9 protein-coding genes are annotated in these 12,761 nt (G+C 66.1%); 7 read left to right on the top strand and 2 right to left on the bottom strand.

The features are described from left to right. The first annotated feature begins 98 nt into the window (after window positions 1–98). Together PX701_RS13585 and PX701_RS13580 are read left to right on the top strand one after the other, a co-directional pair. Entirely contained in the window at window positions 99–1,823 is a 1,725-nt protein-coding gene (locus PX701_RS13585; RefSeq protein WP_275506598.1) for a CDP-glycerol glycerophosphotransferase family protein, read from the top strand. A 46-nt stretch (window positions 1,824–1,869) separates the two neighbouring features. Further along, the gene (locus PX701_RS13580) at window positions 1,870–4,512 is read left to right on the top strand and encodes a bifunctional glycosyltransferase/CDP-glycerol:glycerophosphate glycerophosphotransferase (protein ID WP_275506597.1); all 2,643 of its coding nucleotides are present in this window, start codon (window positions 1,870–1,872) and stop codon (window positions 4,510–4,512) included. On the opposite strand, the gene PX701_RS13575 is transcribed toward PX701_RS13580, so the two are convergent. After that, entirely contained in the window at window positions 4,469–6,079 is a 1,611-nt protein-coding gene (locus PX701_RS13575) for a glycosyltransferase family 2 protein (RefSeq protein ID WP_275506596.1), read from the bottom strand. The genes PX701_RS13580 and PX701_RS13575 overlap by 44 nt on opposite strands. A 74-nt stretch (window positions 6,080–6,153) precedes the next feature. Further along, window positions 6,154–6,951 (bottom strand): acyltransferase, encoded by a 798-nt coding sequence (locus PX701_RS13570; protein WP_275506595.1) that lies wholly within the window; start codon window positions 6,949–6,951, stop codon window positions 6,154–6,156. Window positions 6,952–7,030: 79 nt separating this feature from the next. On the opposite strand from PX701_RS13570, the gene PX701_RS13565 reads away from it, so the two are divergent. Genes PX701_RS13565 through PX701_RS13545 form a run of 5 tightly spaced genes read left to right on the top strand, consistent with a single transcriptional unit; the run spans window position 7,031 to window position 12,732 of the window. Beyond that, the gene (locus PX701_RS13565; protein ID WP_275506594.1) at window positions 7,031–8,431 is read left to right on the top strand and encodes an O-antigen ligase family protein; all 1,401 of its coding nucleotides are present in this window, start codon (window positions 7,031–7,033) and stop codon (window positions 8,429–8,431) included. Continuing rightward, window positions 8,428–9,684, top strand: coding sequence for an O-antigen ligase family protein (locus PX701_RS13560; RefSeq protein WP_275506593.1), 1,257 nt, complete (start codon window positions 8,428–8,430; stop codon window positions 9,682–9,684). The genes PX701_RS13565 and PX701_RS13560 overlap by 4 nt, the downstream gene beginning before the upstream one ends. A gap of 57 nt (window positions 9,685–9,741) precedes the next feature. Beyond that, window positions 9,742–10,611 (top strand): ABC transporter permease, encoded by an 870-nt coding sequence (locus PX701_RS13555; protein WP_275506592.1) that lies wholly within the window; start codon window positions 9,742–9,744, stop codon window positions 10,609–10,611. Next, complete coding sequence (locus PX701_RS13550) at window positions 10,595–11,344, top strand: ABC transporter ATP-binding protein (protein ID WP_275506591.1); 750 nt, start codon at window positions 10,595–10,597, stop codon at window positions 11,342–11,344. Before PX701_RS13555 ends, PX701_RS13550 begins: the two co-directional genes overlap by 17 nt. Further along, window positions 11,341–12,732 (top strand): bifunctional cytidylyltransferase/SDR family oxidoreductase, encoded by a 1,392-nt coding sequence (locus PX701_RS13545; RefSeq protein WP_275506590.1) that lies wholly within the window; start codon window positions 11,341–11,343, stop codon window positions 12,730–12,732. Before PX701_RS13550 ends, PX701_RS13545 begins: the two co-directional genes overlap by 4 nt. The last annotated feature ends 29 nt before the right edge of the window (window positions 12,733–12,761 follow it).

Genomic DNA, 12,761 nt, shown 5'->3' with positions numbered 1-12,761 from the left:
TCTGCGCCCGATCGCGGATGCTTGGGGTTCGAGTCAACTGGCCGGCGTCCCACGCCATCCGGCGTCAGCGTATTCGAACTGGAGCCTCGAGCGACGACATGACAGATTCCGTTCGGCGGAGCCGAGGTGGCTACGTCATCCGCCTCCCGGAGCGCCTGAAGCGTGCGTCGCGTCTGCGAACGTTGCGGGTCGCCGCCACACTGCTCGCCGGCGTCTCCGCCGTCGCCGCGCTGAGTTCCTCCCGGCTCCATCCTTCGGTCACCGGGGCCGCGCTGGTCGGGCTGGTCACCTGCAGCACGATCCTGGCGATCGGCGGCTTCCTCTCGGAGCTGGAGCTCCGCAGCATGACGGTCCCGCGCATCGTCGTCCTCGCTGGCGTGCTCGGCGTGGCATCGACGCGACCGGAGCTCACCTCGATCGCGGTAGCCGTCCTCGCGCTGGCGCTCGAAACGGCCGCGTTCCGGAGCGCCGCGAGCCTGCGCCCGTTCGCGGCCGGACTCGATGGCTGCAGCACACCCCGCCCCCGGACGTGGCCCGTCATCGCCTCGGCTCGAGTCGGACTGCTGTGCGCCCTCGCGACCATCCTCGGGGTGAGCTGGCCGATGGTCGCGGTGCTCGCGCTGGTGCTCGGCGGTGCGAGCCTGCTGCTGTCCGCCGGCCAACTGGGCGCCGCATTCCTCGCCCGTCGACGCCAGGCCGAGGCTCGCGAGCGCTTCCGCCCCGAGCTGCAACGGCTCGCCCCGAAGTTCGCGGTGCACTGGGACGCGCCGACGGGTACCGCCTACCAGCTGACGATGTGGATGGATGAACTGGTGGGCATCGGCGAACCGTTCGTCATCGTCGTTCGCAATCAGGAGGGATTCGACGATGCGGCGACCGCCGCCGGCCCCGGCGGTCCACCGGTCGTCCTGCTGGAGCGACATGATGAATTGGACGATCTCATCGTGCCGTCACTGATCGCGATCTTCTATGTGAACAATGCTCCGAGCAACACCAATTGCACTCGATTCTCGAATCTGTGGCACGTCCAGCTCAACCACGGCGACAGTGACAAGGCCCCCAGTTACGCCCCATCCCTACGTCAGTACGATCGCAACTTCGTCGCCGGACCAGCTGCTGCTCGCCGATTCGCCGATCACGCCGTGGAGACGACGACGGACTACTTCCGGATCGTCGGGCGTCCGCAGCTCGCCGACGTCGTGCGCGTCGAGGAGGCGCGCGATCATCCGACGGTCGTGCTGTACGCGCCGACGTGGGCCGGATTCAACGCCGACACGGCCGTTTCGTCGTTGGGGTATGGGCGGGCGATCGTGGAGGAACTGCTTGCTGCCGGCGTGACGGTGCATTTCCGCCCTCACCCGCACGCGCTTCGCGTGGCGAAGACGGCGGAGGACGTCCGCACCATCGACGGACTCCTCCGGAACCATCGGGACCGCACCGGCACGGGTCACCGCCTCTCGGTGGAGTCCGCACGACTTGACCTCGTGGAGTGCTTCAACGACGCCGATGCGCTGATCACCGACGTATCGAGTGTGCTCACCGACTTCCTCGCGTCCGCGAAGCCGTACGCCATCGCGATGTCAGCATCGGACAGTGACGCGCAGACACTTCCGCTCGCTACCGGAGGCGTCGTCCTGAGCTCCGGCCACCCTGGCCTTCATGCCGGAATCGAAGCACTCCTCGGGCCGGACCGCCATTTCGCCGCACGCGAGCGCCTCTGTCGCGACTATCTGGGGCCCGACCCCGGGTCCGCCGCGTCGATCCTCCGAGATGAGGTTCGCACACTGCTCGCAGGTCCGAAGCGACCGGCGAACATGCGTTAGCATCACTGCGGCCCCGATGATTCGGTGTCGACAGCTTAGGAGCCGAATGTCCCCGAAATTCTCACTGGTCAGCGCCGTGTACAACGTCGAACCCTATCTGCAGGAGTTCTTCGAATCGCTCGTTGACCAGTCGATCGGGTTCAGCGGCATCGACGTCGTCCTCGTCGACGACGGATCCACCGATGGGTCTCTCGCGGCCTGTCGCCGCTTCGCGCAGCTCCATTCGAATGTCACCGTCCTGACGCAGCCCAATCAAGGTCAGGGGGCGGCCCGCAATGCCGGCATTGAGATCGCCTCGGGCGAATGGGTGACATTCGTCGACCCCGATGACGTGCTGGATCAGGCATACTTCGAGCAGATCGCCGCAGTCATAGCCCGAGAAGACGCCCATGACTGCGAATTCTTCGCCGGCCACACCATCATGTGGCACGAGGCCGCCGGAACGCGCGTGGACAACCACCCCAATGCGTTCCGATTCATGATCGGCGACTCGATCACCGATCTCGAGACGCAGCCGAACTTCATCCACGGACAGGCGCCGCTCAGCTTCTTCCGGTTGGAACGGATTCGGCGACACGAGTTGTCATTCGACGACCGGCTGCGCACCCGATTCGAGGACGGGAAGTTCGTCGCGGAGTACCTCCTCACACTCGACAGACCACTGGTCGGACTCGCTGCAGGCGCGCACTACCACTATCGCCGACGGGCGGACGGCAGCTCGAGCGTCCAGGGGGCGAGCAGCGACGAGCGGACATACGCGACGGTAGCGCGGTTCGGCTATCTGCCCCTCGTGCGCGAGGCCGTTCGCACGAATGGACGAGTGCCGAGGTGGCTCCAGACGCTCATCGTCTACGATCTGCTCTGGCTCACGAAGGTGGAAGCCGCCGAGCATGCCGCGTCGCGTGCAACATCGACGGCCGTGCTCGAGCAGTTCCTCCTCGATGTTGCCGAGACGATGGCGAACGTCGAGCAGGAGACCGTGCTCGGCTTCGATCTGATGCACTTCGATCCCGAAATCAAGTGGGCGCTGGCGCACGGATTCGACGCGGCTGCCGTCTCACCCATCTACGCGGACGCGGCGGATGACGCTCGCGGGCTCGTCCGCCTGCGCTACCGCTACCGCGGTGACCGACCCTCGGAGCTCGTCCGGATCCAGCGAACGATCGTTCACCCGCGGCACGCGACTGAGCGTCGCGTCGTCCTCTTCGGCCGCGAGTTCTTCACTGAGCGGGTCCTCTGGGTCAGTGCGCACGACGTCATCCGGATCGACCTGGACGGTCGAACCCGGCCCATCTTCTCGTTCGAATCCCCGGGATCGCTCTTCAAGCTTCGCAACGACGCGATCATCGCGTTGCGGCGCCGGCGTATCAACCGTACGCCGAAGAAGTTCCGCGTCGAATCATCGGCGAGCCGACTCGTCGCCCGCTCCATCCGTGACGGACTCCGGCGCATACGTCACGCGCTCCGGAAGCGCTCACTCAGCGACACGCTGGTATCGCTCGAACTCCGCGCGCCGTGGAACAGACGCAGGTTCTACGATGCGTGGGCACTCATGGATCGCGAGTGGGATGCCAATGACAGCGCCGAGGAGTTCTACCGATGGCTGCGCGTCGAACACCCTGAGATCAACGCCTGGTTCGTCGTGAGCCGAGACACGACGACGTGGTCCCGCCTGAAGGACGACGGCTTCCGGCTCGTCCCGTACGGGAGCCGACGATATCGGATACTCATGCTCATGGCCTCGGAGCTCATATCGAGTCATGCCGATGCGCCGATCGTCAGTCCGTTCGGAACCCGATACGGACCGCCACGGTGGCGATTCACCTTCCTTCAGCACGGCGTCATCAAGGGAGACCTCTCGAACTGGTTGAACCCGAAGCCGATCGATACGTTCGTCGCCTCGACTCCGGACGAGTACGGCGCCTTGACCGGGGTGGGGCCATACCGCTATTCGACCCGTGAGGTACGCCTCACGGGGCTGCCGCGATTCGATGCGCTGAAGCGGCGGAGCGAGGCTCTGCTCGAGTCGGAGATTCGCAACCTGCTCATCGCGCCGACCTGGCGGAAGTACCTCTCCCGCCCGCTCGACGTCCGGTCGCAACGCCACCAGCGCGTAGACGGATTCATGCAAAGCGAGTTCGCACGAGCCTGGACGGCTCTCCTGCATGATCCTGCGCTCCACGAGTTCGCTGAGTCCAGGAAGCTGGGCATCGTCTTCCTTCCGCATCCCAACCTCTCGGAGTACATCTCGGAATTCGACCTTCCGGAGGTCATCAGCACCAAGAGCTATGAGGCGGACGATGTCCAGGATCTCGTCACGCGGTCGGCGGCGCTCATCACCGATTACTCGTCGATCGCCTTCAACTTCGCCTTCCTCGGCCGGCCCACGCTCTACTTCCAGTTCGATGAGGCGCGCTATTGGAACGAGCACACCGAGCGCCGTGGATACTTCGATTATCGTGAGCACGGCTTCGGCCCGGTCATCGCCAGTCCGACAGAGGCCGCAGGTGGGCTGGCCTCCATGTTCGAAGGCCCGCTGGCGCACCGTTTCGCCGACCGAATCGAGCGTGCGTTCCCATTCCGAGACGGCCGGAACAGCGAGCGAGTCTACGATGCCGTCATCGACGCCGGTCGACCGCTCACCTTCACGCAGTCGACGCAGCCGTTCCGGCCGGATACATCGGGGTGATATCGAATCGAACGGGGACGAACCGGTTCGGATGACGTCGTACCGTGACACGGTGGTCTCCGGCGGTCAACTCCATGCTCGTCGGCTCGACCCAACTCGGCTCAGCCAGTTCGATGGCGTAATCGATCGGCCCGACGCTGCCGCGTGCAGCGAGGATGAACGTGCCGATCTCGAGGTCGTCGATCGGGAGTCGAGCCCTGAACCCGCCATCCGGGGTCCGAATCAGCGCCACCGGTGTTGATCGAGGCTCAACGGCTTCGTCGACGTCCTCGCGCATCAGAATCTCGAGGTTCATCGGCGTGTCCGCAGGGGTGTCGTGCAACCAGATCCGTCCGGAGACGATGATCGCGCCATCCGCGGCGTGGATCGTGTCGAGGACGTGGTCCACCCTGACGCCTGCAGGCTCAGTCGTCCGCGATCGCTCGGGGAGGTCGATCGGAAAGTCGTAGACCAGGCCGGCTGTCGTGGGGCCACTGAAATAGCGGGCTGGCTCGTATCCGCCGGCATCGCGGAACGCAAGAAGGTCGGCATGACGGTCCTCCGCGAGCAGGGCCAGTGCGGCGCGTCGTGAGGCCGTCACCTCGGTCCACACGCCCGTCGGTTCTCGGTCGCGAAGGTGGAGGAGCGCGCCCCGCAACAATCGCCAGTACTCGGCATCGGCGATCGCGTCATTGTCGAGGTACCAGTGCATGTGCGTCTGGTAGACGGTCCAGTACCACCCGCGAATGACGGCTTCGGAAGTCCGTCCGGCTTCGAACGCAGCGAGCGTCCGCATCCACGCGGCGACCCGCTGGCGGAGATCGACGAGCTCTTCGGGACGCTGGCTGATCGACGATCGATCGCTTCTCCGACGGTAGTCGTACGTCACCGTGTCCAGCACGTCGATCGACGTCGCGGCCAGCATCAACTGGGCGATGAGGGGCTGATCCTCGTAGATCGCGTCGCTTCGGAACCCGAGTCCCGACTCGTCCCAGAAATCGCGACGGAACACCTTTCCGCAAGGGTAGTTGTTTCGGAGGAGCTTCGGCACCGACTCCAGCGTCGTTCCGCTGAGGGGCCGGGCGTTCACCTCGCCCACCCATTCCGGCACCCATGCATCGTTCTCGTCGAACCGTCGGAATGCCCCGACGGCCACCTGCGATCCAGTCCGCTCGGCGGACTCGATCAGACTCGACAAGGAATCCGCGGGCAGCACGTCGTCCGAGTCGAGGAAGGCGAGATACCGCCCTCTCGCCCGACCGATCCCACGGTTCCGTGCCGGTCCCGCACCGGCCGCTCGCTGGCGGAGGACGCGGATCCTCGGGTCGCCGACCGCTTTGCGGAGCGCTCGCCAGTACGTGCGATCCGTGGACCCGTCGTCCACGACAATCACCTCGAGATCGCGGAACTCTTGCGCGAGCACCGAATCGAGGGCATCGTCGATGTACTCGGCGGTGTTGTGCGCAGGAACGACAACGCTCACGATCGGGTGCGTCGGCCGGAACACCGCAGCGCACCGTACGACGATCGAGGAGGCGGCCCGCCCCACACGGGATACCGTCGCGCGCCCCGTCACCGCGACGGCCATTGCTTCGAACGCATCCCCCAAGGCTACCGGCCCGTCAGAACCCGTCGCCGCCTCGGCTGCGACGGAACCGCCGCCTAACCGGGTGCCCGATCACTCACGCCTGCCGACGATCCGGATCGCACCACGGCACGAAGCGCCGCTGCAATTCGGCGGACGCCGCCCCTTCGACGCGACGTCTGCGGCAGGTCGACGGTCGGCGCCCAGTAGTCCGATCGTTTGACCGTCGACGCATCCAACTTGTAGTACGGCTTCACCAGCGAGAGGTGGGGGCGTTCCCATGCCGTGTTCCGCTTCACGACGCGAGCGGGGTTTCCAGCCGCGACGCAATTGTTCGGGAGGGACTTCGTGACGATGCTCCCGAACCCCACCACCGTCCCGGAACCGACCTGCGCACCGCCGAGCACCGTCGAGTTCACGGCGAGCCAGACGTGGTCGCCGATCGTGATGTCCTTCGAGCGATTCACCCGCCTACCACTGGCGACATCGAAGATCGGGTGTCCGTCATCGGCCCGCAGCTGCACCCCGCTCGCGATCATGGTGTCCGCGCCGATCGAGACCGTCGTGCCTTCGGTCGCGGAGATACCGCACGTCGCCGTCGTCGACACGTTGTCGCCGATCAGGACGCGCGAGTCCTCGCCGACGCGAACGGTCGCACTGAACGCGGGAACCCCGCGGCTCGATCCGACCTCCACGATGCCGTTACTGCAATTGAACTCGACAACGAATCTTCCGAGGCTCGCCGTCCGTGCGACCGTGAGGATGTTGTTCGAACCGGAGAACACGATCTTCACGTTCTCGAGCGAGGGACCGGCGTAGTCGATCCGGTTCCCGTCGGAGTCGCTATAGGGCTCAAGCTTCGTAAGTACGACCATGTAGCCAGATTAGGCGGTCGAACGATGCCACCCGCTCGCTCCCGGCAAGAGGCGCCGGCGGAACTTGTACGCTGTCCCCATGACTCACGCACGCCGCAACGCGCTTACGAGCGCATACGCGACGTTCGCGATCTTCACCCTGCTCGCCGGGCAATTCTGGCGCAACCTGCTGGGCTGGTGGGGCTTCGGCATCGTCGCCGCGCTCGTCATCATCGGCGCGGTCTGGCTCATCATCGCCGTGAAGCCCGATTGGACCTGGCGACGGGTGCCCAAGTCGACCCTCGTCTTCCTCGTCATCGCGACACTCTCGATCGCGTGGTCGTACTACCCCGGCGCATCCGCGCTGGGCGTTGCGCTCACCCTCGCGACGACCTTCGTCGGCGTCGCGCTCGCGCTCTGCCTCCCGTGGCCACGACTCATGCGCTCGTTGGGCTCGGCGCTGAAATGGCTGCTCGCTCTTTCGCTGCTCTTCGAGTTCTGGGTCGCGGCGTTCGTACGCCAGCCGCTGCTGCCGAACTTCCCCGACTTCGATGCGAGCACCGAGAAGCTGCCGATGGCGTTCTACTGGTCGCGCGCGCTGCTGTTCCACGGCGGCCCCGTCGAGGGCATCGTCGCGAGCCGCAACCTGCTGGCGATGGCGTCCCTGCTGGCCATCATCGCGTTCGGGACGATGCTCGCCTCCGGCGCCATGCGGCGCGGGAGCGGCATCTTCTGGCTCATCGTGGCGGGCGCGACCTTCGCCCTCACCCGGTCGGCCACCGTCATCCTCGTCGCCGTCGTCGTGGCCGTCGCGCTCGGGTTCGCGCTGTGGGCGCGGCGCGCCGGACCCGACCGTCGGCGCGGCGTCTACTGGGCGGCCGGCGGCGCGCTGGTGGCATCCGTCACGGTGCTCGTGGTGTTCTGGAGCCGGTTGCTCGAACTGTTCGGCAAGGGAGAAGACCTCACCGGCCGACTCGACATCTGGAACTCGGTGATCGGCATGATCACCGAACGGCCGTGGTTCGGGTGGGGCTGGGTCGGCTACTGGAACCCGTTCGTCGAGCCGTTCACGGACCTCGCGGTACGTAAGGGCGTGACGTACCTGCAGGCGCACAACGCGTGGCTCGACGTGTGGATGCAGATCGGCATCGTCGGGCTGCTGGCGTTCGCCGCCATCGTGATCGGCGCACTCTGGCGATCGTGGTTCCTCGCGGTCGACCGGCCCATGGATGCCTCGGGGCGGGCGCGCCCCTATTCGGCTGCCGCGCTGCTGCCGGTGCTCCTGATGGTCGCGCTCCTCGGGCAGAGCCTCGCGGAGAGCCGGCTGCTCGTCGAAAGCGGATGGGCGCTGCTCATCGCGATCGCCTGGGCGACGAAGCAGCGGCAGTGGAAGCCGGAGCCGCTCGAGGCGGGGGTCGACCGACGACGCCTGCCGAGTGGGATGGGTTTCGAGACGTCGCTCCGCTCCTCCTCGACCAGCTCGTCGGAGGGCGACGCTTGAACTGGGCCGCGGTTCGCGAGTTCGTCGGATCGGCGCGGTTCGCCCAGGCGCTCGCGCTCATCGCGATCGGCCTCGCGTTCTCCACTCACGCAGTGCGCTCGCTCATCGGTTGGCCCGGCCTCCTCGCCGCGCTCGGCGGGCTGCTCATGCTGTGCGCGGCCTCGCTCGTGACTCGATGGCGGGCGATCGAGTGGTACGGCATCCTGCCGCTCACGATCCTCGTCTTCGTCGGCTGGAGCGCGGCGTCGGTGCTGTGGAGCAATGCCCCGCTCGCCTCCGGCGTACGGGTCGCCTATCTCGTCGCGTATGCGGTACTCGGTGTCTACGTCGCGCTCATGCGCGACACGATCCAGATCGTGCGTGCATTCGGCGATACGTTCCGGCTGCTGCTCGGCGCGTCGCTCGCGCTCGAGGTGTTCGCCGGCGTCCTCGTCGATCAGCCGATCCGGTTCCTCGGCGTCGAGGGGAACATCGCCGCCCTGGGACCGATCCAGGGAATCTTCGGATCGCGCAACCTGCTCGGCTTCGTCGCACTCATCGCGCTCATCACGTTCATCGTCGAGTGGCGAACGCACATCGTGTCGCGCACCCGCACGATCTTCTCGATCGTGCTCGGGGCGCTGTGCATCGTGTTCGCCGGCTCGCCGACCACGTGGATCGCGCTCGGAGCGGCACTGGTCGCCCTCGCCGCACTCTACGGTCTCCGCCGTGTGCCCGAACAGAGCCGCTGGCGATGGCAGCTCGGACTGCTCGTACTCGTCGCCGCGACACTCGTCACGGGCTGGATCCTGCGAATCCGCATCATCGAGCTGCTCGACGCGCGCGCCGAGTTCGATGTGCGGCTCGACCTCTGGCGCGAGCTCTCGCGCTACTTGAGCCTGAACCCGCTGCAGGGTTGGGGCTGGGTCGGAAAGTGGCCCGATGCCCCGCCGTACACCTGGCTCGAAGCCGGTGTCGGTCGGCCGCACGAATCGGCACTCAACGCCTACTTCGACGCGTATTTCCAAGTCGGCGTCATCGGCGCGCTCGCATTCGCCGCGCTCATCGGCGTCGCGCTCGTGCGCTCGTGGCTGCTGGCCTCGAACCGTCGCAGCGTCGTCTACCTGTGGCCGGCACTGGTCCTCGTCGCGATCGCGGTGACGAGCGCCGCGGAGAGCTTCGCGCTCTACGAGGGCGGCTGGATGCTCGTCGTGATCTGCGCGGTCAAGGCCGCCCGCGACATGAGCTGGCGCGACGCGCTCAAGCGAAGCTGAACGACCGCTGCGAGAGTTCGGCGTTCTCGCGGTCTCGAGGCGAATAGAATCGTCGAGATGTCCAAGACCGATCCCGTCGACCTCTCGGCGTTCTCCGTACCCGGGTCGGGGCGCGGCATACTCGACGTCTTCGGCTACCGCTACCTGCTCCGGCTGCTCGTACGCAAGGGAATCCTGACGCGCTACCACGGCTCGGTGCTCGGCTGGGCATGGTCGTACGTGAAGCCGACCGCTCAGTTCTTCATCTACTACATGGTGATGGGCGTCTTCCTCGGCCTGAATCGCGGCATCGAGGGCTTCCCGATCTACCTGTTCTCGGGCATCGTCGTCGTCAATCTCTTCAACGAGGCGTTCGGCAATGCGACGAAGTCGATCGTCAACAACAAGGCGCTCGTCAAGAAGATCTACCTGCCGCGCGAGCTCTTCCCGATCGCCGACGTGTTCATCGCGTTCGTGCACTTCCTGCCGCAACTGACGATCCTCGTGATGGTCTGTCTCATCGCCGGCTGGGTACCGACCGTGGTGCAGCTCGGCGGAGCAATCCTCGCGATGCTGATCGTGCTACTCATCGCCACCGGACTGGGGCTGTTCTTCGGCTCGATCAACGTGTCGTACCGCGACTCGCAGAACCTCGTCGAACTCATCCTGATGTTCGCGACGTACACGTCGCCGGTGCTCTATTCGTACGAGATGGTGGAGGCGAAGCTGCCGCCCCTGGTCTACGACATCTACATGCTGAATCCGCTCACGTCGGCGGTGGAACTCTTCCACTCGGCGTTCTGGTTCCCGACGACCTCCGAGACCGCCAATCGGCCCGAGCATCTCTGGCTGTTCGCCGGCATCTCGATCGTCGTCGCGCTCGTCATGCTGCTCGTCGGGCAGTTCGTCTTCCGCAGGCTGGAGGGTCGCTTTGCCCAAGACCTCTGAGCTCGAACCGCCGCGCATCATCGTCGAAGGCGTTCGCAAGACGTATACGCTCCGGCACACGCACTCCTTCAAGGAGACGTTCGTCGCGTGGCTCAAGCGCAAGAAGACGTCGACCTCGTTCGAGGCGCTCAACGGCATCGACTTCACGGTCGGCGAAAGCGAGGCTGTCGCCTTGATGGGCTACAACGGCTCGGGCAAGTCGACCCTGCTCAAGCTGGTCTCCGGCGTCCTGCGTCCCGATGCCGGCCGTATCCTCACCCGCGGCCGCGTCGCCGGGCTCATCGAAGTGGGCGCGGGCTTCCACCCCGATCTCTCGGGTCGCGAGAACGTCTACCTCAACGCGGCCATCCTCGGCATGTCGAAGGAGGAGATCGAGGCGCGCTTCGACCAGATCGTCGAGTTCAGCGAGATCGGCGAGTTCATCGATACGGAGGTCAAACACTATTCCTCCGGCATGTTCGTACGCCTCGCGTTCTCGGTCGCCATCCACACCGAACTCGACATCCTGCTCGTCGACGAGGTGCTCGCCGTCGGTGACGCCCCATTTCGCGAGAAGTGCAAGGCGAAGATCCGCGAACTCGTCGCGGCGGGCAAGACGCTGTTCATCGTGAGCCACGATCTCGGAATGATCGCCGACATCTGCTCGCGCGGCATCGTCATCCGTCGAGGCGAGATGATGTACGACGGCCCGGTCGCCGAAGCCATCACCACCCTCAAGGGCAGCAGCCGTTGAGGCGGGCGAAGACGCACGCGGTCGTGCTCGCCGGCGGCGTCGGCGTGCGCGTCGGGCTCGGCATGCCGAAGCAGCTCATTCGAATCGCCGGCAAGGCGATCGTCGAGCACACGCTCGAGGCGCTCGAGGCGAGCCCGCTCATCGACGAGGTGCTCGTCATGATGAACGCGGGGTCCATCCATGAGCTCGACCACCTCAAGTCCGACCCCCGGTTCACGAAGCTCACCGCGGTGCTGCCCGGCGGTGAGACGCGGAACGATACGACGAAGCTCGCCCTGGACGCCCTGCCTGCAGACGGCGACGCAAAGGTCCTGTTCCACGACGCTGTGCGCCCGTTCGTCGACGAGCGCATCATCGAGGACTGCGTCGCGGCGCTCGACGAGTACGACGCGGTCGACACCGCGATCGCCTCAGCCGATACCATCATCGAGGTCGACGAGCATTCGATCATCACGGGCATCCCGGCGCGCTCGCGCCTGCGCCGCGGGCAGACCCCGCAGGCGTTCCGACTCTCGACGATCCGTCGGGCGTACGAGCTCGCCGCGGGCGACCCCGACTTCGCCGCCACCGACGATTGCGGCGTGATCTTCAACTACCTGCCCGACGTCCCGATCAAGGTCGTCGCGGGCACTGCCGAGAACATGAAGGTCACCGAGCCGCTCGACATCCACATCGCCGACAAGATCTTCCAGCTGCAGACCACCTCATTGACCGCATACGCAGCCGATGGAGCCACATCGCTCGATCTCGCCGGGAAGGCTCTCGTCGTGTTCGGTGGCAGCTACGGCATCGGCGCGAGCATCGCCGAGCGTGCGAAGGCTGCGGGTGCCCGAGTGCATTCGTTCAGCCGGTCGGCCACCGGCACCGACGTCACCTCGCGCAAGCAGGTTCGCCGCGCGCTGAAAGCCGCGGCCGCCGAGGGGCCGATCGATTACATCGTGATCACGGCAGGGGTCCTCTCGATCGCGAACCTCACCGATACATCGAAGAAGCGGCTCCGGAACACGCTCGAGACGAACCTGCTCGCCCCGGCGAAGATCGCCCAGGAGGCGTACCCGTACCTCGAGGCGACGAAGGGCCAACTGCTGCTCTTCACCTCGAGCTCCTACACTCGCGGCCGTGCCGGCTACAGCATGTACTCGGCGACGAAGGCGGGCGTCGTGAACCTCACGCAGGCCCTCGCCGACGAGTGGGCAGAGTCGGGCGTGCGCGTGAACTGCCTCAACCCGCAGCGCACCCGCACACCGATGCGGATCAACGCGTTCGGCGAGGAACCGACGCACACACTGCTCGACCCCGAGCACGTCGCCGTCGTATCGCTCCGCCTCCTCGACTCAGAACTCACCGGCCAGATCGTCGACGTTCGGGTGTCCGCGGCGAAGCACTGACGTGGTCTGCCTCGTCTCGATGCGCGGGA

It is taken from the genome of Agromyces chromiiresistens, from assembly GCF_029167465.1.
GTDB classification, from domain to species: Bacteria; Actinomycetota; Actinomycetes; order Actinomycetales; family Microbacteriaceae; genus Agromyces; species Agromyces chromiiresistens.
This window is presented reverse-complemented; position numbering and strand designations above follow the sequence as displayed.